We start from the raw sequence: 18,788 nt of genomic DNA on the forward strand, positions 1-18,788 counted from the left end.
ACCTCACTCCGCACCACCTGCAACGAAAAGGTTCTCCCATGGCCAGCAAGTCTTCTGACGTTCGCCCCAAGATCACGCTCGCGTGCACGGAGTGCAAGGAGCGCAACTACATCACCAAGAAGAACCGTCGCAACGATCCCGACCGGATCGAGCTCAAGAAGTTCTGCCCGCGCTGCCGCAACCACACCGCGCACCGCGAGACCCGCTGACGCTGTTCTTCCTCGCACCCCGACCCGTCCGAGTCATCGGACGGGTCGTCGTGCTTCCCGGCTCGTTGCTCGCGCCCGGCTAGGGTCGTGACATGCCCGTCGACCCCTCGCTGGTGGGGCGTCAGTTCCCTGCACCGGCGCCCCTGACCGTCACCCCCGAACGCGTCGGCGCCTTCGCCGCCGCCGTCGGCCACCCCGGTGGTGACGTGCCCCCGACCTTCCCGATCGTGCTCGCCTTCGACGCGATGACGGCGTTCCTCGACGCCGAGCAGATCGATCTGCACCGCATCGTCCACGGCGAGCAGCGCTTCGCCTACGCCCGCCCGCTGGCCGCGGGAGACGAGCTCCGCGCGACGCTCACCGTCACCGGCCTGCGCCAGATCGGTGGCGCCGACATCATCGCCACCGCCAGCGAGATCACCGACGCCACCGGCGCGGTCGTCTGCACCGGCAAGGCCACGCTCGTGCACTCCGCGGGCGGCGCGGCATGAGCGCCCTGGCGGCCGGTGCCGCGCTCGAGCCGAAGACGTTCACCGTCACCCGCGCCGACCTCGTGGCGTACGCCGACGCGAGCGGGGACCACAACCCGATCCACCAGGACGAGGAGGTCGCCCGCAGCGTCGGCCTGCCCGGCGTCATCGCGCACGGCATGTACACCCTCGCCCTGGTCGGCCGCGCCGTCGCGGAGTGGACCGGCGGCGCCGAGGTCGTCGACCTGGGTGCGAAGTTCACCAGCCCCGTCGTCGTGCCCGCCGAGGGCGGCGCCGAGATCGTCGTCGGCGGCAGCGTGAAGTCGGTCGCCGACGGACTCACCACCCTCGCGCTCGAGGTCACCTGCGAGGGCCAGAAGGTGCTCGGCATGCCCAAGGCAGTCGTGCGTGCCTGACCTGCGCGAGCGCACCACCCTCCGGCTCGGGGGCGCGGCCGGGCGCTGGGTCACCGCGACCTCCGAGGAGGAGCTGGTGGCCGCCGTCGGCGAGGCCGACGATCGTGGCGAGCCGGTGCTCGTCCTCGGCGGCGGCTCGAACCTCGTGGTCTCCGACGCCGGCTTCCCGGGCACGGTCGTCGAGGTCGCCACCCGTGGCATCGCCGCCGACGTGGACGACTCCGGAGACCCGTCCTGCTCCGGCGCGACGGTCACCGTCGCCGCCGGCGAGGTGTGGGACGACGTCGTCGCGCACGCCGTCGACCGCGGCTGGATCGGCGTCGAGGCCCTGTCCGGCATCCCCGGCTCGACGGGCGCGACCCCGATCCAGAACGTCGGCGCCTACGGCCAGGACGTCTCCCAGACCATCGCCCGCGTCCGGGTGTGGGACCGGGTGCTGCGCGGGGTGCGCAGCTTCGCCGCCAGCGAGTGCCAGTTCGGCTACCGCTCGAGCCGGTTCAAGGCCGACCCCGGTCGCCACGTCGTCCTCGACGTCACCTTCCAGCTCCGCCAGGGGACGCTGGGCGCCCCGGTGGCGTACGCCGAGCTGGCCCGGGCGCTCGGGATCGTCGAGGGGCAGCGCGCGCCGCTCGCCGACGTCCGCGCCGCGGTGCTCGACCTCCGGGCCCGCAAGGGGATGGTCCTCGACGCGGACGACCACGACACCTGGAGCGCCGGCTCGTTCTTCACCAACCCGCTCCTCACGCCCGAGCAGGCCGCCGCCCTGCCGGCGGACGCGCCGCGCTGGGAGCAGCCCGACGGGACGCTGAAGTCCAGCGCCGCCTGGCTGATCGAGCAGGCCGGCTTCGGCAAGGCCTACGTCAGCGCGTCGGCGGGGGAGCGGGTCGGGCTGTCGACCAAGCACACCCTCGCGCTCACCAACCGCGGTGGCGCCACGACCGAGGAGCTGCTGACCCTCGCCCGCGAGGTGCGCGACGGCGTCGAGCAGCGCTTCGGGGTCCGGCTGGTCAACGAGCCGGTCACCGTCGGCTGCTCCCTCTGACCTCTCGGTGGTCCCCCACGTCTGACGACGACGACGGGCGTCCAGACCGTAGGGGACTACCCGAGCCAGGCGGCGATGTCGCGCTTCGCTGCGGCGACCACGTCGGAGGGCGCCTGCGAGGCCTCGAAGGACATCTCCGCGAGCCGGGCGAGGGTGGCGTCGTCGAGGTCGTGGGCCGCGCGCATCGTGGCGTACTGACCGGCCAGCCGTGAGCCGAACAGCAGCGGGTCGTCGGCGCCCAGCGCCACCGTCGCCCCCGCGGCCAGCAGCTGCGGCAGGGGGACCGAGGTGAGGTCGGAGTAGACGCCGAGCGAGACGTTGGAGACCGGACACACCTCGAGCGCCACGCCGCGGGAGACGAGGCGGTCGAGCAGCTCGGGGTCCTCGGCGCTGCGGACCCCGTGGCCGAGCCGCTGCGCGCCGAGGGTGTCCAGGCACGCCCGGACGTGGTCGGGGCCGCGCAGCTCGCCACCGTGCGGGACCAGCAGGAGGTCGGCCCGCTCGGCGATCCGGAAGGCGCCCTCGAAGTCCTCGGTGCGACCGCGGCGCTCGTCGTTGGACAGCCCGAAGCCGACCACACCGCGCCCGGCGTACTGCGCGGCGAGGCGGGCCAGCGTGCGCGCGTCGAGCGGGTGCCGGGTGCGGTTGGCCGCGATCACGACGGCCATCCCCAGCCCGGTGCGCTCGGAGGCGTCGCGCACGCAGTCGAGCACCAGGTCGGTGAACTCGGTGATCCCGCCGAACCGGGCGGCATAGCCGCTCGGGTCCACCTGGATCTCCAGCCACCGGCCCCCGTCGCGCACGTCGTCCTCGGCCGCCTCGAGCACCAGGCGGCGTACGTCGTCGGGCGTGCGCAGCACCGAGCGCGCCACGTCGTAGAGGCGCTGGAAGCGGAACCAGCCCTTCTCGTCCGCGGCGCTCAGCTGCGGCGGCCAGTCCTCGACGAGCGAGTCGGGAAGCACGATCTGGTCGCGCTCGGCGAGCTCGAGCAGCGTGCCGTGCCGCATCGATCCGGTGAAGTGCAGATGGAGGTGCGCCTTCGGCAGCGAGGAGACCTCGCGGTGCCGCTCGGTCCTGTCGGTCTCCACGCGCACCATGCGTGGCATCGTAGGTGGGCGCCCGTCGTCAGCAGGACCGGGTACGACGCCTCGGTTCGACTGGGGCTGGATCCGCCCCGTATGCTTCCGGATTGGTGGTTTCGCCAGATGCTTCGGCATGCCCCCAGCGATGGGGATCGACCACCGAAGGGCACTAGCTCAACTGGCAGAGCATCGGTCTCCAAAACCGAAGGTTGGGGGTTCAAGTCCCTCGTGCCCTGCGAGCAGCACTGCACACAACAACGACGAGAAGGTGGACGACGTGGCGGACGGCAACGCGGTTCAGGACCGGCGCGACTCGCGCGGTGACGACCGCGGTCGCACCACCCCGGCCACCTTCCTGCGCCAGGTGGTGGCCGAGCTCCGCAAGGTGGTCTGGCCGACCCAGCCGCAGCTGGTCACCTACTTCTTCGTGGTGATGGTCTTCGTGCTCGTGATGATGGCTCTGGTGACCGTCCTGGACCTCGCGTTCGGCAAGCTGGTCTTCCAGGTCTTCGCCGGCGGCGGCACCACGCAGTGACCAACCGGGCAGCCACCGCTGCCCGTGAGCGCCGGGTGGTCCCGGCCCCGGTCAGGTGACCGGACCCAGCAACGACGTACGGAGTGAACGTGTCTGAGAACAACGACGTGGACCAGGTCGAGGACCAGGTCGACGATCAGGTCGAGGAGTCCTTCGAGGACGAGACGACCGTCGAGGTCGCCGACGACCAGGTCGACGAGGTGTCGGACACCGACGACGTCGTCTCCGACGCGCTCGAGGACTCCGCGACCGACGAGGACTCCGCGACCGACGAGGACTCCGAGGAGTCCGCCGAGGAGAACGACCCGCTGGAGGCCTTCCGTCGCGAGCTGTGGGCCAAGCCGGGTGACTGGTTCGTGGTGCACACCTACTCCGGCATGGAGAAGCGGGTCAAGCACAACCTCGAGAACCGCATCATCTCCCTCAACATGGAGGACTACATCCACGAGATCGTGGTCCCCACCGAGGAGGTCGCGGAGATCAAGAACGGCCAGCGCAAGATGGTCACCCGCACCGTCCTGCCCGGCTACGTCCTGGTCCGCATGGACCTCACCGACGAGTCCTGGTCCGCCGTGCGCCACACGCCGTCGGTCACCGGCTTCGTGGGCCACAGCCACCAGCCCGTGCCGCTGAGCATGAGCGAGGTCGAGGACATGCTCGCCCCGGCCGTCGTGGCCGTCGCCGAGGCCGAGGCCGCCGCGTCGGGCGAGAAGGGCTCCTCCACCACTCCGCGCAAGCCGGTCGAGGTCGCCGACTTCGACGTCTCCGACTCGGTCATGGTGGTCGACGGCCCCTTCGCCACGCTCCACGCGACCATCACCGAGATCAACGCCGAGTCGCAGCGGGTCAAGGCGCTCGTCGAGATCTTCGGCCGCGAGACCCCGGTCGAGCTCAGCTTCAGCCAGATCCAAAAGGTCTGACGATTTCCGTCCACCCGCTCTGCGGGCGGACAATGCAGTAGCGACATCCCGTGGCAGAGGGCAGGTGCCCTCGTCATGACCACACGAGAGAAAGAAGAAGGCAATGCCTCCCAAGAAGAAGATCGCCGCACTGGTCAAGGTGCAGCTGCAGGCCGGTTCGGCCACCCCGGCCCCGCCGGTCGGTACGGCCCTCGGTCCGCACGGCGTCAACATCATGGACTTCTGCAAGGCCTACAACGCCCAGACCGAGTCCATGCGCGGCAACGTCATTCCCGTCGAGATCACCATCTACGAGGACCGCACGTTCGACTTCATCACCAAGACCCCTCCGGCCGCCGAGCTGATCAAGAAGGCCGCCGGCCTGTCGAAGGGCTCGGGCGTCCCGCACAAGGAGAAGGTCGGCAAGCTGACCAAGGACCAGGTCCGCGAGATCGCGACGACCAAGCTCCCCGACCTCAACGCCAACGACCTCGACGCGGCCATGAAGATCGTCGAGGGCACCGCGCGCTCGATGGGCGTCACGACCGACTGAGCGAGCTCGCTCGACAACTTGCACCGAATGTGGGAGAGCCGCGCTGGCTCGCCTTAAACCACACACTTCGCACCAGAGAAACGAGAAGACCATGCAGCGCAGCAAGACCTACCGCGCGGCGGCCGAAGCGTTCGACCAGAACGAGATCTTCGCCCCCCTCGCCGCCATCAAGATCGCCAAGGGTGGCTCGAAGAAGAAGTTCGACGAGACCCTCGACGTCGTCATGCGCCTGGGTGTCGACCCGCGCAAGGCCGACCAGATGGTCCGCGGCACCGTCAACCTCCCGCACGGCACCGGCAAGACCGCCCGCGTCCTCGTGTTCGCCAACGCCGACAAGGCCGAGGCGGCCCGTGAGGCCGGCGCCGAGTTCGTCGGTGGCGACGAGCTGATCGAGAAGGTCGCCGGCGGCTGGTTGGACTTCGACGCCGTCGTCGCCACCCCCGACATGATGGGCAAGGTCGGTCGCCTCGGTCGCGTCCTCGGCCCCCGCTCCCTCATGCCGAACCCGAAGACCGGCACGGTGACCCCCGACGTCGCCAAGGCCGTGACGGACATCAAGGGCGGCAAGATCGAGTTCCGCGTCGACCGCCACTCCAACCTGCACTTCATCATCGGCAAGGCCTCGTTCTCCGAGGCCCAGCTCGCGGAGAACTACGCCGCCGCGCTCGAAGAGGTGCTGCGTCTCAAGCCGGCCAGCTCCAAGGGCCGCTACATCAAGAAGGTCACCGTCTCCACGACGATGGGCCCCGGCATCCAGGTCGACCCCAACCGCGTCAAGAACGTCGCGTCCGAGGACGAGGCCGTCGAGGCCTGATCCCCGTACGCACCGCCACGGTCCGGTCGTCCTTCGGGACGGCCGGACCGTCGTGCGTCATCCACCTGATGGTCGTTTCGCTGTGGAACCATCGGGTATGAAGGCCCCGGGCACCCGCCCGCGCCGCCAGTCCGGCTCACCATCGTCGTCACCAGGAGATCCACCATGCGCGTCCCCTCCCTCGCCCGTCGCCTCGGCACCGCAGCCCTGGTCCTGACTGTCGGTGTCGGCGTCGCCTCGTGCAGCAGCGACGACTCCGGCTCCTCGGAGTCCTCGAGCTCGGCGTCCGACGACAGCACCGATGCGAGCACCGACGAGCCCACCGAGGACCCCAGCGCGAGCGAGGAGCCCGCCGCCTCCCTCACCGAGCTGTCGGCCGGCGACTTCTACCCCGCGGTCATGGACGCGATGCGCGAGGCCGAGACCTTCAACTTCACGACCTCCTCCGAGTCCGCGGGCCAGTCGCAGGACATGGCGGGCCAGGCCCGCTTCACCGACGGCGGCATCGAGATGAAGGCGTCGAGCACCGGCCCCCAGGCCATGGAGCTGATCCTGCTCGGCCAGGAGATGTACCTCAAGTCCGACGACCTCGGCACGGGCGACAAGTGGCTCAAGATCGACCTGAGCGACCCGAACTCGCTGTTCGGCATGATCGGCAAGGCCACCGACCCCGAGGTCATGTTCAAGGCGATGGAGGAGCCCAAGAAGCTCGAGCTCGTCGGGTCCGAGGACGTCGACGGGGTCGAGGCCAACCACTACCGGATCACCCTCGACCCGACGAAGTACGTCAGCGCCATGGGCTTCCCGGCCGCGATGGCCGACATGCTCCCCGACGAGCTGGTGACCGAGATGTGGGTCGACGGCGACAACCTGCCGCGCAAGTTCTCCCAGAGCCTCGAGATCCCGGCGGTCGGCGGCGGCCAGCCCACCAGCCAGACCAGCGAGGGCACGTACTCCGACTTCGGCACCGACGTCGAGATCGAGGCTCCGCCGGCCGACCAGGTCACCGAGGACGTCCCGGGCGCCTGAGGCCCGCGAGCGGTCGCGAGCGGTCGCGAGCGCGTCTTCGAGAGACCTCAGTCCCGGAAGACGCGCTCGTCGATCAGCTGCTCCTTGACCTCGGCGCCCTCGGGCTCGTAGCGGCCCTGGTCGAAGCGGGTGCGGAACTGCAGCACGACGCCGTCGCGGCCGAACCGGTTCTTCTCCACCGTCAGCACGGCGTAGTCCTTGAACCGCTCGGCGTTGCTGAGGTCGTAGGTCAGGTGGTGGCGCGCGACGATGTCGAACTTGTTGTTGAGCACCAGGACCACGTCGGCCTCGTACGCCAGCGCGCTCGAGCCGCGGAGGTCGCTGGCGCGCATCCGCTTGCCGGAGCGCAGGGCGTCCTTCTCGGCGGCGGCGATGGCGAGCACGGGTGCGGCGATGTCGATCGCGAGGTCCTTGAGCCCCTCCACGATCTCGGTGGAGCGTGCCTCTGCGTCGGCGTGCGACGACTTCACCTTCTGGAGGTAGTCGACGACCACCAGGGGCGTCGTCCCGGCCACCTCGCGCACCGCGGTGATCGCGGCCTGGATGGCGGCCAGGTCGGTGCGGGTGCCGGTGGAGCGGTGCACGAACAGCATCTCGGAGTAGTGCGTGAGCCGCTCCAGCGCCTCGGTCCCGCTCGGCACCGAGTCCAGGCGGCGTTCGAGCGAGCTCACCCAGAGGTCGTCGAAGATCGAGCGGATGCTGTTGACCCGCACCTGGTCGGACTCGTCGAGCTCGCCCGCCTCCATGGCCAGCAGCTTCTGGGTGATGTCCTCGGCGTCGTGCTCGTAGGAGAAGTAGATGACCGGACGTCCGGTGGCGGCGTTGTTGCGCGCCACCTGCAGGGCGAACGTCGACTTGCCCAGCCCCTGCGGGCCGGCCAGCAGGAGCAGCGACCCGGCACGCATGCCTCCGCCGATCAGCGGGTCGAGGCCGCCAAAGCCGGTCTTCCAGACCCGGCCCGCGGCGTTGCGTCCGGTGAGCATGCGTTCGTCGCTGCGGGCCAGGGAGGCCCCCACGGTCATGAGCTGGTGATCCACCGGACCATGGAACCAGCCCGGCGCCGCTGCGGCAGCCGAATGCGGGATCCCGGTGGCTGCCTCGCCGATTTGTGCGGCCCGCGTGCGCCCGCGTAGTGTCCCCACCTGAAACCAGAGACCGCAGGTTGTCACGAGCTCCACGCCCGTGACCGAAGGTTCGCAGCAGCGAACGGCCGGCGCAGGCGACAGAGCAAGCGATCGAAGATCGTCCACGCCCTGAGCCTGTGCTCAGGGCGTTCGTCGTCTGCGGGCCCGACACCGGTGGTCAACCCCGGAAGGAGACCCATGGCGCGGGCAGACAAGACTGCCGCCGTCGCAGAGATCGTTGAGTCCTTCAACGACTCCGCCGGCGCTGTACTGACCGAGTACCGCGGGCTCACCGTGAAGCAGCTGCAGGACCTGCGGCGCGCCCTCGGCGAGAACGCCAACTATGCCGTGGTCAAGAACACGCTGGCCAAGATCGCCGCCACCGAGGTGGGCATCGAAGGCTTCGACGACCTGCTGACCGGCCCCACCGCCATCGCCTTCATCGATGGTGACGTGGTCGAGGCAGCGAAGGGTCTGCGTGACTTTGCCAAGGCGAACCCCGCCCTTGTGATCAAGGGTGGAGTCCTGGACGGCAAGCCGCTCGACGCTGCCGAGGTGGCCAAGCTGGCCGACCTCGAGTCGCGCGACGTGCTCATGGGCAAGCTGGCGGGCGCGATGCTCGCGAGCCTCTCCCAGGCCGTCTACCTGCTCAACGCGCCGATCGCCCAGGCCGCCCGTCTCGCGGGTGCGCTGCAGGCCAAGGCCGAGCAGGACCCCTCGATCCTCGCAGGTGGTGCCGGCACGCCGGCCGCTGCCGAGGACGCCCCGGTCGAGGAGGCCGCCTCCTCGGAGGAGACCGCCGCGCCCGAGGCGACCGACGAGGCAGCCGACACGGCCGCCGAGTCCACCGACGCCTGAGCCCAGGCCGACGTACACCACCTGAAACCCCGGCGCAGCCGCACACCGCGACCGCGCCACAGACGAAAGGTTTGCCATCATGGCGAAGCTCAGCACCGACGAGCTCCTTGACGCCTTCAAGGAGATGACCCTCATCGAGCTCTCCGAGTTCGTGAAGCAGTTCGAGGACACCTTCGGCGTGACCGCCGCTGCCCCCGTCGCCGTGGCCGCCGCCCCGGCCGCCGGTGGTGCCGCTGGTGGCGCCGAGGCCGCCGAGGAGAAGAGCGACTTCGAGGTCGTCCTCGAGGCCGCCGGCGACAAGAAGATCAACGTCATCAAGGAGGTGCGCGCCCTGACCTCCCTCGGTCTGAAGGAGGCCAAGGACCTCGTCGAGGCCGCGCCCAAGACGATCCTCGAGAGCGTCGACAAGGCTGCTGCGGACAAGGCCAAGGAGGCCCTCGAGGCCGCCGGCGCCACCGTCACCGTCAAGTGACGATCCGCTAGTCGCGCCACGAGGGGCGGTCACCGAGAGGTGGCCGCCCCTCGTGCTATTTCGCGTGGCGTGTCCGAGTGATTTCGGGGCGGAGGACCCCTGTCGCGACGGCGGTGGACGCACTACAGTAGGGCCACCCGGATGCGTATAACGAAATGGGTTGCACTATGCGCAACAAGAAGACCGCTGTCACGTTGGTCCGCATGCTCGAGAACGCTCGCTACGAGGTGCTGCCCACGGCCACCACCGAGGACAAGGTGCTCGCGCACGTCCCGCGCGACCGCCCGATCACGGTGACGGCATCGCCCGCCAAGGGCCTCGACGCCACGTTCGACCTCGCCGAGCGGCTGGCCGGCCATGGCTACGTCGCGGTCCCGCACATCGCGGCGCGGATGGTGACCGGTCGCAGCGAGCTCGCCGAGATCGTCGACCGGCTCTGCGGCAAGGGGATCACCAGCGTCTTCGTGCCCGGCGGCGACGCCGAGGCGGCAGGCGACTACCCCGACGCGCTGGCGCTGCTGGAGGACCTCAAGGCCCTCGGGTCACCCTTCTCCCACGTCGGGATCACCGGCTACCCGGAGTCGCACCCCACGATCCACGACGACCTCACCGTGCAGTCCATGTGGGACAAGCGCCGCTACGCCACCCACATCGTCAGCAACCTGACCTTCGACCCCGCCGTCGTGAAGGACTGGCTGCACCGGCTGCGAGCACGCGGGGTGACCATGCCGCTCCTCCTCGGCATCCCCGGTCCGGTCGAACGCACGAAGCTCCTGGGCATGGCGACGAAGATCGGGGTGGGCGAGTCGACCAAGTTCCTCGCCAAGAACAAGGGCCTCTTCGCCCGGCTCGCGGCTCCCGGCGGCTTCACCGGCGAGAGCTTCCTGGAGAAGTGCGCGCCCGCGCTCGGCGAGGACAACGCGCTCGTGGAGGGTCTCCACGTCTTCACGTTCAACCAGATCGCCGAGACCGAGGCCTGGCGGGTCGACATGCTGGAGCGTCTGCGCACCTGATCCCGCGTACCTCGGGACGCCGTGGTCGCCATCCGGGCTCCGGACCGACCGGACCGACCCTAGACAGCCGGTGCGACGAGGTCGGCGATCGCGGCCTCGAGCCCGTGGTCGCCGGTCTCGACGACGGTGAGCGGCAGCCCGATGCTGGCCGCTGCCTGCTCGGCGAGGTCGCGCAGCTCGGCGTCGGGCGCCTGCGCCAGCCACACGACCCGGGTGTAGTTGCCGAAGTAGGTGTCGCGCAGCTCGGGGTAGCGGTCCAGGCCCATCTCCTGGATCACCGTGCGGGCGAAGGAGCGCACGAGGAAGTCGGTCAGCAGGTAGGTGCCCGGCTGCTCGTCGAAGAACCTCTCGAGGCGGGACGGGCCGGCGTACACGTCGTAGCAGTGCAGGCCCGGCAGCCGCGCGACGCCGAGGTCGCGGCACGCCTCGTCGAGCGCGCCGTAGGTGCCGCAGTCGGCATAGCCGATGACGACGCGGCCGTAGGACGTGGCGAGGCGGGTGGCCAGCTCGCGCACCTCGGCGGCGATCCGGTCGGGGTGGTTGTGGAGCAGCGGCGGGAGGGGGTGTACGTCGACGGGCCAGGCGTGGCGGTCCACGACGGCCGCCGCGGGCTGGGCGATGGCGCCGCAGGCGATGAGCGCGGTGCGACCGGCGCGGTCAGGCCTTGAAGCCGAGCTGGTCGACGAAGGCGTCGTTGAAGTCGGGACGGTCCGAGAGCTCGACATAGGTCACCTCCTCCAGCAGGGCCAGCGCGCCTGCCCGCTCGCGCACCGACAGCAGCGCCATCTTGGCGCCCTCCCCGGCGACGTTGCCCGCGGCCACGATGCGCAGCACCGGCAGCTGGGGAACCAGGCCGATCCGGACCGCCGAGGCGGGGGAGAGGTAGCTGCCGAACGAGCCGGCGAGCAGCACCTGCTGCACGTCACGGTGCTCGAGGCCGAGCTCCTCGAGCAGCAGCGACCAGCCGGTGGAGATCGCCGCCTTGGCGAACTGGAGCTCGCGGACGTCGCGCTGGGAGAGGTAGACGCACTCGGTCGGGTCGGTGTCGTGAGCGGGTCGGTGGAGGATGAAGACGCGCTCCTCGCCGATGCGGGACAGGCGGTTTGCCAGGGCGGGCGCGATCTCCTTGGCGTCCTCGTCGGGCACGAGCCGGCCACTGGCGTCGAGCAGGCCGACCTTCACGAGCTCGGCGACGGCGTCGACGAGGCCCGAGCCGCACAGGCCCTTGGGCTCGACGTCTCCGATCACACCGAGGGTGACCGCCGGGGCGTCGCCCTCGGCGTGCGGGTCGAGGGTGATCACCTCGATGGCGCCGTCGGCCGCGCGCATCCCGCAGCGGATGGCGCCACCCTCGAACGCCGGACCGGCCGGGGCGGCCGTGGACAGGATGGTCTCGCCGTCGCTGAGCACGATCTCGCAGTTGGTGCCGACGTCGATGAAGAGGCGGGTGCGCTTGTCGCGGTCCATGCCGGTCGCGAGCATTCCCGCGACGATGTCGCCGCCGACGTAGGCCCCGAGGGCGGGGAAGAAGAACGCGCGGGCGCGGGGGTGCAGGCTGAGCCCGATGTCGGAGGCGAGCACCGAGGGCGGCTGCGCCGCGGACATCACGAAGGGCGCGACGCCGAGTGGCTCGGGGTCGATGCCGAGGGCGAGCGCGGTCATGGTGGCGTTGCCCGCGACCGCGACCTCGTAGACGTGGGCCGGGTCCACGCCGGCCTCGCGGCACACCTGCTCGGCGAGCTCGGCGAGCGTGCGCCCGGCGGCCTCCTGGAGCCGGCCGAGGGCATCCTTGTCCATCATCGTGGCGCTGATCCGGGTGATGACGTCGCCGCCGAAGGGCTGCTGCGCGTTGAGCATCGAGGTGACGGCCATCGGGGTGCCGGTGCCGACGTCGAGGAGCGTGCCGACGACGGTGGTGGTGCCGAGGTCGAAGGCGATGGCGTAGCGGGCGGCCGTGGTGTCGCCGGGCTCGACGTCGATGAGGTCCTCGTCGACGACCACCGCGGTGACCTTGAAGTCGGACTCGCGCAGCACCGTCGAGAGCCGGCGCAGCACGTGGAGGTCGGCGGTCAGCTCGAGGTCGTCGATGGCGTCGGTGAGCCGGACGAGGTCGGTGCGCTGGTCGGACAGCGTCGCCTCGTCGAGCTCGACGTAGCGCTTCTGCAGGGCCGGTCGCAGGATCACCTGGCGACCGATGCCGACGGTCGCCGCCTTCGGCCGCGTGGTGAGCGGCGGCACCTCGACGGCGAGGTCGCGGGTGGCGTGGACCAGGCAGCCGAGCCGCCAGCCGTCGGAGAGCTGGCCGGCGGTGAACGTGCGTGCGTCGTGGCGGGTGACGGGCACCTCGACGTCGGAGGTGATCTGGATCTTGCACTTGTGGCAGGTGCCGTGGCCGCCGCACGTGGAGTCGATCGCGATGCCGTTCCACGACGCGGCGTCGAAGACCGTGACGCCGGGCGGCACGCGGACGCTGCGCTGCGCCGGCGGCACGTCGGCCCCGCCCTCCGCCTTGGCGTGCACGGTGAAGGACAGGTCGACGCGGCCGGTGCCGTCGTGCGGGGCGGGGTCGGTGCCCGGCCTCTCGATCAGGCCCTCACGGGCCACGTCGGCGATCGAGAAGTCGGGCCCCTCCGGAGGCTGGCTCACGACGGCGTCACGCGGTGGCTTCCGCGGCCTGCTTGGCGCGGTGCGCGGAGATCCACGCCATGCCCCAGTCGTCGTGGCCGAGGAACACGTCGGCCGCCTTGACCGCCTCGATGACCTGTGGCGTGCGGGCGTCCATGATCGCGCTGGTGAGTCCGGAGGTCATCGCCATCGGCAGCCAGGTGGCGTTGAGCGTGTGACGGCCGGGCATGCCGAAGGAGACGTTGGAGGCGCCGCAGGTCATGTTGACCCCGAAGTCGTCGCGGATGCGGCGCATCACCTCGAAGGTCACCAGCGTGGTGCCGGTGTCGGCGCCGATCGGCATGGCCAGCGGGTCGATGACGATGTCGGCCTGGGCGATGCCGTACTCCTCGGTGGCGACGCGGATGATCTTGCCGGTCAGCTCGACGCGCTTGTCGGCCTCCATCGGGATCTCGTCGTGGTCGTTGGGCAGCGCGATGATCGCGGCGTCGTACTTCTTGACCAGCGGCAGGATCGCGGCCATGCGGTCGTCCTCGGCGGTGATCGAGTTGACCAGGGCACGGCCCTGGTAGACCGAGAGGCCCGCCTCGAGCGCCTCGACGACCGAGGAGTCGATGCAGATGGGCAGGTCGGTGAGCTCCTGGACCATCGTGATCGCCTTGGCCAGCAGCTCGGGCTCGTCGGTGAGCGGGACGCCCATGTTGATGTCGAGGACGTCCGCGCCGGCCTCGACCTGGGCCTTGACGTCGCGCTCGATCGCGGAGAAGTCACCCGCGCGGAGCTGCTCTTGGAAGATGCGCCTGCCGGTGGGGTTGATGCGCTCGCCGATGAGGCAGAACCGGTTCTCGTGACCGATGACCACCTCCTTGGTCGCCGAGCGCAGGACCGTCTGCAGCGGGGTCGCGGCCATCAGGCGAGCACCTTCGCGCGCTTCTCGCCGAGCAGCCGCTTGGCCGCCTTCACCGTCGCGGAGGCGTCGGCCGCGTAGCCGTCCGCGCCGACCGCGTCGGCGTACTCCTGGGTCACGGGTGCGCCGCCGACCATGACGATCACGTCGTTGCGCATGCCCGCCTTCTCGAGGGCGTTCATGTTGGCCTTGAACATCGGCATCGTCGTGGTGAGGAACGCCGAGAAGCCGACGATGTCGGGCTGGTGCTCGTCGATCGCGGCGACGAACTTCTCCGGGGCGACCTGGACGCCGAGGTCGATGACCTCGAAGCCGGCACCCTCGAGCATGATGTTGACCAGGTTCTTGCCGATGTCGTGGACGTCGCCCTTGACCGTGCCCATGAGGAACTTGCCGATGGTCTGCACGCCCGTCTCGGCGAGCAGCGGCCGCAGGCGCTCCATCGCACCCGCCATCGCCCGGCCGGCGATCAGCATCTCCGGGACGAAGAAGTCGCCGCGCTCGAAGCGCGCGCCGACCTCCTCGAGGGAGGGGATCAGCGCGTCGAAGAGCAGCGTCTGCGGCTCCATGTCGAGCGTCAGGCCCTGCTCGGTCAGCTCCAGCACGCGAGGAGCGTTGCCGGTCAGCGTCTCGTCGTAGAGGGCCTTGAGGATGTCCTCGGGCGTCATGCGACCACCTCCTGGGTGCGTGGGTCTCTGTGGGGGTTGCGGGATGGGGATGTGCCGCGCAGCAGGGTCGACAGCGCGGTGGACTGGTCCAGCAGTCGGTGGCCGAGCTCGTCGAGCCGGTCCTCCAGCCGGGGGGTGGGGCCGGAGATCCCCAGGGAGGCGACGACGTCGCCGTGGATGCCGAAGACCGGGACCGCGAGGCCCGACAGGCCGATCTCGAGCTCTTCGTTGGTGAGCGCCCAGCCGCGTTCGCGGGAGCGTACGCCGTCGCGGCGCAGGGCGGCGCGATCGGTGATCGTGGCCGGCGTGGCCTGCTCGAGCTCGCCCTCGGGCGGCTCGACGGCGTCCCACGCCAGGAACACCTTGCCGAGCGCCGAGCAGTGCATCGGCACCTCGATGTCGGTCCAGTCGCGGGTGCCGAGGAGGAAGGTCGAGTCGACCTGGGCCACCTGCACGACGCGCTCGCCGCGGCAGACGCTGAGGTGCACGGTCTCGCCGGTGTCCTCGCCGATCTGCTCCATCACCGGCCGGGCGAGCCGGACCAGCTCCTCCCACGGGTCGTGGCGGGCGGCGTAGAGCCAGAACAGGCGGCCGGCGACGTAGGAGCCCGACGCGTCGCGCTCCAGGAGACCCGAGCGCTCCAGCGCGGTCAGCAGGCGCGAGGTCGTGGACTTCGCCAGACCGCTCGCGTCCTGCAGGTCGGCGAAGCTCATCGGCTCGTCGGCGTGCACCACGGTCGCGACCAGGTCCGTGGCGCGGTCCAGCGCCCGGGTGCCGGTGGCGGCGTCGGTCACGACGACTCCTTGTCTGGGGGTTCCCACGAGTTCCATGATGTGGAACCTTGGTTCCACATCATGAGGCTAGAAGCCGTCGTCAGCCGAGGTCAAGGCCTCTGACACGCCGGATTCAGCCCCGGCCCAGACTCAGGAGGATCCGTGTTCCGCAACACGATGCCGCGCTACGAGGTGCTGTCCCAGGAGGCCATGGCCACCCTCGACAAGGGCTGGCGCAAGCTGATGACCGAGATCGGCGTGGAGTTCATGGACGACCGGGCGCTCGAGCTGTTCCGCAAGGCCGGCCAGCGGGTGGAGGACAACACGGTGTTCCTCGACCCCGACTTCGTGCTCGAGCAGGTCGCCAAGGCACCGCGCGAGTTCGACGTGCAGGCGCGCAACCCCGCCAACAACATCCACATCGGCGGTGACGCGATGGCCTTCGGCGCGGTCTACGGGCCGCCCTTCGTGCGGCAGGGCGACGTACGCCGCGACGCGACGATGGACGACTTCCGCAACTTCACCAAGCTCGCGCAGTCGTTCTCCGCGCTCGACTCCGCCGGCGGCGTCATCTGCGAGCCCAACGACACCCCGCTCGACAGCCGCCACCTCGACATGACCTACGCCCTGCAGACGCTGACCGACAAGATCTACATGGGCAACGTCGTCTCCGGCGTCAACGCCGCGGACACGATCGCGATGTCCTCGATCCTCTTCGGCTCGCGCGAGGCGATCGAGGAGACCCCGGCGACCATCTCACTGATCAACTGCAACTCGCCGCTGCGCTGGGACGACCGGATGCTGGAGTCGCAGTTCGAGTACTCCGGCGCCGGCCAGCCGGTCGTGCTCACGCCCTTCATCCTGATGGGCGCGATGTCGCCGGTGACGATCCCCGCTGCGCTCGTCCAGCAGATCGTCGAGGCGCTCTCGGGCATCGCGCTCTCGCAGCTGATCCGCCCCGGCACGCCGGTGATCTTCGGGTCGTTCCTGTCCAACATCGACATGCAGTCGGGCTCGCCCACCTTCGGCACCCCCGAGTCGGGCCTCGGCCTGCTCTGCACCGGCCAGATCGCGCGGCACTTCGGGCTGCCCTTCCGCACCGGTGGTGGGCTCACCTCCTCGCAGGTCGCCGACGCGCAGGCCGGCTACGAGGCGCTGATGACCCTCATGCCCACCTTCCTCGCCGGCGCCAACTGGGTGATGCACTCGGCCGGCTGGCTCGAGGGCGGCCTGGTCGCGGGCTACGAGAAGTTCATCGTCGACATCGAGCTGCTGCAGATGCTGCGCCACGAGTTCACCCCGCTCGAGATCGACGAGGCCTCGATGGCCTTCGACGCCCACCAGGAGGTCGGCCACGGCGGACACTTCCTCGGCGCGATGCACACGATGGAGCGCTTCCGCACCTGCTTCTACCGCCCCCTGCTCTCCTCGTCGGAGAACTACGAGCGGTGGATGCGGGGCGGCGGCCACGACGCCAACGCCCGCGCCACCGCGACCTACCAGAAGACGCTGGAGGCCTACGAGCAGCCGACCCTCGATGACGCGATCCGCGAGGAGCTCGAGGACTACGTCATCCGCAGGCGCCGCGAGCTCGGCGACTGACCGAGGTGACTCGCGTCAGCTGAGGCCGAGGATCGTCCCGTCGTCGGCCAGGTCGATCCGGGCCGCCGACGGGTCCTTCGGCAGGCCCGGCATGGTCATCATGTCGCCGCACACCACCACGACGAAGCCGGCGCCGGCCGAGAGACGTACCTCCCGGACGTGGAGCTCGTGGTCCGACGGCGCGCCCAGCGACTTCGGGTCGGTCGAGAAGGAGTACTGCGTCTTGGCGATGCAGACCGGCAGGCCGGAGAAGCCGTCGCGCTCGATGCGCTCGAGCCGGCGGCGCGCCTTGGCGTCCCACGTCACCAGCCCGGCGCCGTAGAGCCTCGTCGCGATCGCCTCGACCTTCTCCGTCAGCGACAGGTCGTCGTCGTAGGTGAAGGAGAACTCGAGGGGCGAGGGCTCCTCGAGCGCGGCGAGCACGCCCTGGGCGAGGTCCTTCGCTCCGGCGCCGCCGTCGGCGAAGTGCGTGGCAGGGAAGGCGCGCACCCCCTCGTCGGCGACGAGCTCCACGACGCGGGCGACCTCCCGGTCGGTGTCGGTGGGGAACCGGTTGACCGCGACGACGGGCTGGATGCCGTAGACCTCGCGGATGTTGCGGAGGTGGCGGCGCAGGTTGGCCATGCCGGTCTCGACGGCGCCGACGTCCTCGGTGCCGAGGTCGGCCAGCGCCACGCCACCGTGGTACTTCAGGGCGCGCACCGTGGCGACCACGACGGCCACGTCCGGGCGCAGGCCCGACTTGCGGCACTTGATGTCGACGAACTTCTCCGCACCCAGGTCGGCGCCGAAGCCGGCCTCGGTCACGACGATGTCGGCCAGCCGGAGGCCGGCACGGGTGGCCATCACCGAGCTGCAGCCGTGGGCGATGTTGGCGAACGGACCGCCGTGGACGAACGCCGGCGCCCCCTCGAGCGTCTGGACCAGGTTGGGCGCCAGCGCGTCGCGCAGCAGCACGGCCATCGCCCCGTCGGCGCCGAGCTCGCGTGCGGTGACGGGCTGCGTGGATCGCGTGTAGCCGATCACGATGTCGCCGATGCGGCGCTTGAGGTCGCCCCACGACTCGGTGAGGCAGAAGATCGCCATCAGCTCCGAGGCCACCACGATGTCGAAGCCGTCCTCGCGGGGGAAGCCGTTGGCGTGCCCGCCCATGGCGACGACGATCTCGCGCAGCGCGCGGTCGTTGGTGTCCACGACCCGCTTCCAGGTCACGCTGCGCACGTCGATGTCGAGCTCGTTGCCGTGGTGGATGTGGTTGTCGATGAGCGCGGCCAGCAGGTTGTTGGCGGCGGCGATGGCGGCGAAGTCGCCGGTGAAGTGCAGGTTGATGTCCGTCATCGGCACGACCTGGCTGAAGCCGCCGCCCGCGGCGCCGCCCTTCATGCCGAACACCGGGCCCATCGACGGCTCGCGCAGGCACGCGACGGTGCGATGGCCGAGACCGTGCAGGGCGTCGGTCAGTCCGACGGTGGTCGTCGTCTTGCCCTCGCCGGGCGGGGTGGGGGAGAGCGCGGTGACCAGCACCAGGTTGCCGAGGGGACGGTCCGCGAGCGAGGCGAGGTAGCCGATGTCGACCTTCGCCTTGTAGTGGCCGTAGGGCACGAGGTGTTCCTCGGTGATGCCGAGCGTCTCCTCCGCGACCTCGCGGACGGGGCGCAGGACCGCGGCGTTGGCGATCTCGATGTCGGACTGCATGG

At 70.3% G+C, this 18,788-nt stretch carries 21 protein-coding genes and 1 tRNA gene; 14 read left to right on the forward strand and 8 right to left on the reverse strand.

The window, feature by feature from the left end:
• Nucleotides 1-38 precede the first annotated feature (38 nt).
• The 4 genes from rpmG to IEZ25_RS04345 all read left to right on the forward strand — a co-directional run bounded on the left by rpmG (nucleotide 39) and on the right by IEZ25_RS04345 (nucleotide 2,137).
• Entirely contained in the window at nucleotides 39-209 is a 171-nt protein-coding gene (gene rpmG / locus IEZ25_RS04330; protein WP_090969093.1) for a 50S ribosomal protein L33, read from the forward strand.
• A gap of 92 nt (nucleotides 210-301) precedes the next feature.
• Nucleotides 302-700 carry an FAS1-like dehydratase domain-containing protein gene (locus IEZ25_RS04335; RefSeq protein WP_191198196.1) on the forward strand — a complete coding sequence of 133 codons (399 nt, stop codon included), beginning with the start codon at nucleotides 302-304 and terminating at the stop codon, nucleotides 698-700.
• Nucleotides 697-1,095, forward strand: coding sequence for a MaoC/PaaZ C-terminal domain-containing protein (locus IEZ25_RS04340; protein WP_191198197.1), 399 nt, complete (start codon nucleotides 697-699; stop codon nucleotides 1,093-1,095). Before IEZ25_RS04335 ends, IEZ25_RS04340 begins: the two co-directional genes overlap by 4 nt.
• The gene (locus tag IEZ25_RS04345; protein WP_191198198.1) at nucleotides 1,088-2,137 is read left to right on the forward strand and encodes a UDP-N-acetylmuramate dehydrogenase; all 1,050 of its coding nucleotides are present in this window, start codon (nucleotides 1,088-1,090) and stop codon (nucleotides 2,135-2,137) included. The genes IEZ25_RS04340 and IEZ25_RS04345 overlap by 8 nt, the downstream gene beginning before the upstream one ends.
• A 56-nt stretch (nucleotides 2,138-2,193) precedes the next feature.
• On the opposite strand, the gene IEZ25_RS04350 is transcribed toward IEZ25_RS04345, so the two are convergent.
• Entirely contained in the window at nucleotides 2,194-3,234 is a 1,041-nt protein-coding gene (locus IEZ25_RS04350) for an adenosine deaminase (RefSeq protein ID WP_191198199.1), read from the reverse strand.
• Nucleotides 3,235-3,382: 148 nt separating this feature from the next.
• On the opposite strand from IEZ25_RS04350, the gene IEZ25_RS04355 reads away from it, so the two are divergent.
• The 6 genes from IEZ25_RS04355 (at nucleotide 3,383) to IEZ25_RS04380 (ending at nucleotide 7,049) form a co-directional block, all read left to right on the forward strand.
• Nucleotides 3,383-3,455, forward strand: a tRNA-Trp gene (locus IEZ25_RS04355).
• Between the two features lie 32 nt (nucleotides 3,456-3,487).
• A complete protein-coding gene (gene secE, locus IEZ25_RS04360) occupies nucleotides 3,488-3,754 on the forward strand; it encodes a preprotein translocase subunit SecE (RefSeq protein WP_191198200.1) in 267 nt (88 codons plus the stop codon).
• Between the two features lie 89 nt (nucleotides 3,755-3,843).
• The gene (nusG, locus tag IEZ25_RS04365) at nucleotides 3,844-4,674 is read left to right on the forward strand and encodes a transcription termination/antitermination protein NusG (RefSeq protein WP_397183106.1); all 831 of its coding nucleotides are present in this window, start codon (nucleotides 3,844-3,846) and stop codon (nucleotides 4,672-4,674) included.
• 103 nt (nucleotides 4,675-4,777) lie between these two features.
• On the forward strand, nucleotides 4,778-5,206 hold the full coding sequence (gene rplK / locus IEZ25_RS04370) for a 50S ribosomal protein L11 (RefSeq protein WP_129478813.1): 429 nt from the start codon (nucleotides 4,778-4,780) through the stop codon (nucleotides 5,204-5,206).
• Between the two features lie 91 nt (nucleotides 5,207-5,297).
• The gene (rplA, locus tag IEZ25_RS04375; protein ID WP_191198202.1) at nucleotides 5,298-6,020 is read left to right on the forward strand and encodes a 50S ribosomal protein L1; all 723 of its coding nucleotides are present in this window, start codon (nucleotides 5,298-5,300) and stop codon (nucleotides 6,018-6,020) included.
• Nucleotides 6,021-6,185: 165 nt separating this feature from the next.
• Nucleotides 6,186-7,049: a hypothetical protein gene (locus tag IEZ25_RS04380; protein WP_191198203.1), complete on the forward strand. Its 864-nt coding sequence runs from the start codon at nucleotides 6,186-6,188 to the stop codon at nucleotides 7,047-7,049.
• 47 nt (nucleotides 7,050-7,096) lie between these two features.
• Here the strand turns inward: IEZ25_RS04380 and IEZ25_RS04385 are convergent, their stop codons facing one another.
• Nucleotides 7,097-8,086: a DnaB-like helicase C-terminal domain-containing protein gene (locus IEZ25_RS04385; RefSeq protein WP_191198204.1), complete on the reverse strand. Its 990-nt coding sequence runs from the start codon at nucleotides 8,084-8,086 to the stop codon at nucleotides 7,097-7,099.
• Between the two features lie 285 nt (nucleotides 8,087-8,371).
• Between IEZ25_RS04385 and rplJ the strand changes: the two genes are divergently transcribed.
• The 3 genes from rplJ (at nucleotide 8,372) to IEZ25_RS04400 (ending at nucleotide 10,516) form a co-directional block, all read left to right on the forward strand.
• Nucleotides 8,372-9,031 (forward strand): 50S ribosomal protein L10, encoded by a 660-nt coding sequence (gene rplJ / locus IEZ25_RS04390; RefSeq protein WP_191198205.1) that lies wholly within the window; start codon nucleotides 8,372-8,374, stop codon nucleotides 9,029-9,031.
• Nucleotides 9,032-9,110: 79 nt separating this feature from the next.
• The gene (gene rplL, locus IEZ25_RS04395) at nucleotides 9,111-9,503 is read left to right on the forward strand and encodes a 50S ribosomal protein L7/L12 (RefSeq protein ID WP_191198206.1); all 393 of its coding nucleotides are present in this window, start codon (nucleotides 9,111-9,113) and stop codon (nucleotides 9,501-9,503) included.
• A gap of 203 nt (nucleotides 9,504-9,706) precedes the next feature.
• On the forward strand, nucleotides 9,707-10,516 hold the full coding sequence (locus IEZ25_RS04400) for a methylenetetrahydrofolate reductase (protein WP_224748484.1): 810 nt from the start codon (nucleotides 9,707-9,709) through the stop codon (nucleotides 10,514-10,516).
• A gap of 59 nt (nucleotides 10,517-10,575) precedes the next feature.
• On the opposite strand, the gene IEZ25_RS04405 is transcribed toward IEZ25_RS04400, so the two are convergent.
• From IEZ25_RS04405 to IEZ25_RS04425, 5 genes are all read right to left on the reverse strand, one after another.
• Nucleotides 10,576-11,112 carry a DUF1638 domain-containing protein gene (locus IEZ25_RS04405; protein ID WP_318152042.1) on the reverse strand — a complete coding sequence of 179 codons (537 nt, stop codon included), beginning with the start codon at nucleotides 11,110-11,112 and terminating at the stop codon, nucleotides 10,576-10,578.
• 61 nt (nucleotides 11,113-11,173) lie between these two features.
• Nucleotides 11,174-13,162, reverse strand: coding sequence for an ASKHA domain-containing protein (locus IEZ25_RS04410; RefSeq protein ID WP_191198209.1), 1,989 nt, complete (start codon nucleotides 13,160-13,162; stop codon nucleotides 11,174-11,176).
• 7 nt (nucleotides 13,163-13,169) lie between these two features.
• Nucleotides 13,170-14,051 (reverse strand): dihydropteroate synthase, encoded by an 882-nt coding sequence (locus IEZ25_RS04415; RefSeq protein WP_191198210.1) that lies wholly within the window; start codon nucleotides 14,049-14,051, stop codon nucleotides 13,170-13,172.
• A complete protein-coding gene (locus IEZ25_RS04420; protein ID WP_191198211.1) occupies nucleotides 14,051-14,716 on the reverse strand; it encodes a corrinoid protein in 666 nt (221 codons plus the stop codon). Before IEZ25_RS04420 ends, IEZ25_RS04415 begins: the two co-directional genes overlap by 1 nt.
• Entirely contained in the window at nucleotides 14,713-15,510 is a 798-nt protein-coding gene (locus IEZ25_RS04425; protein ID WP_191198212.1) for an IclR family transcriptional regulator, read from the reverse strand. Before IEZ25_RS04425 ends, IEZ25_RS04420 begins: the two co-directional genes overlap by 4 nt.
• 141 nt (nucleotides 15,511-15,651) lie before the next feature.
• On the opposite strand from IEZ25_RS04425, the gene IEZ25_RS04430 reads away from it, so the two are divergent.
• On the forward strand, nucleotides 15,652-17,091 hold the full coding sequence (locus IEZ25_RS04430) for a trimethylamine methyltransferase family protein (RefSeq protein WP_191198213.1): 1,440 nt from the start codon (nucleotides 15,652-15,654) through the stop codon (nucleotides 17,089-17,091).
• A gap of 15 nt (nucleotides 17,092-17,106) precedes the next feature.
• Here the strand turns inward: IEZ25_RS04430 and IEZ25_RS04435 are convergent, their stop codons facing one another.
• On the reverse strand, nucleotides 17,107-18,786 hold the full coding sequence (locus tag IEZ25_RS04435) for a formate--tetrahydrofolate ligase (protein WP_191198214.1): 1,680 nt from the start codon (nucleotides 18,784-18,786) through the stop codon (nucleotides 17,107-17,109).
• Between the last annotated feature and the right edge of the window lie 2 nt (nucleotides 18,787-18,788).

Origin of the sequence: Nocardioides hwasunensis, from assembly GCF_014779665.1 — a bacterium.
Classification (GTDB): Bacteria; Actinomycetota; Actinomycetes; order Propionibacteriales; family Nocardioidaceae; genus Nocardioides; species Nocardioides hwasunensis.

Bases quoted from the DNA above. Each gene is read 5' to 3' on its own strand.
- rpmG (WP_090969093.1), top strand. From the start codon at position 39: ATGGCCAGCAAGTCTTCTGACGTTCGCCCCAAGATCACGCTCGCGTGC.
- IEZ25_RS04335 (WP_191198196.1), top strand. From the start codon at position 302: ATGCCCGTCGACCCCTCGCTGGTGGGGCGTCAGTTCCCTGCACCGGCG.
- IEZ25_RS04340 (WP_191198197.1), top strand. From the start codon at position 697: ATGAGCGCCCTGGCGGCCGGTGCCGCGCTCGAGCCGAAGACGTTCACC.
- IEZ25_RS04350 (WP_191198199.1), bottom strand. From the start codon at position 3,234: ATGGTGCGCGTGGAGACCGACAGGACCGAGCGGCACCGCGAGGTCTCC.
- rplK (WP_129478813.1), top strand. From the start codon at position 4,778: ATGCCTCCCAAGAAGAAGATCGCCGCACTGGTCAAGGTGCAGCTGCAG.
- rplA (WP_191198202.1), top strand. From the start codon at position 5,298: ATGCAGCGCAGCAAGACCTACCGCGCGGCGGCCGAAGCGTTCGACCAG.
- IEZ25_RS04380 (WP_191198203.1), top strand. From the start codon at position 6,186: ATGCGCGTCCCCTCCCTCGCCCGTCGCCTCGGCACCGCAGCCCTGGTC.
- rplJ (WP_191198205.1), top strand. From the start codon at position 8,372: ATGGCGCGGGCAGACAAGACTGCCGCCGTCGCAGAGATCGTTGAGTCC.
- rplL (WP_191198206.1), top strand. From the start codon at position 9,111: ATGGCGAAGCTCAGCACCGACGAGCTCCTTGACGCCTTCAAGGAGATG.
- IEZ25_RS04400 (WP_224748484.1), top strand. From the start codon at position 9,707: ATGCTCGAGAACGCTCGCTACGAGGTGCTGCCCACGGCCACCACCGAG.
- IEZ25_RS04415 (WP_191198210.1), bottom strand. From the start codon at position 14,051: ATGGCCGCGACCCCGCTGCAGACGGTCCTGCGCTCGGCGACCAAGGAG.
- IEZ25_RS04420 (WP_191198211.1), bottom strand. From the start codon at position 14,716: ATGACGCCCGAGGACATCCTCAAGGCCCTCTACGACGAGACGCTGACC.
- IEZ25_RS04435 (WP_191198214.1), bottom strand. From the start codon at position 18,786: ATGCAGTCCGACATCGAGATCGCCAACGCCGCGGTCCTGCGCCCCGTC.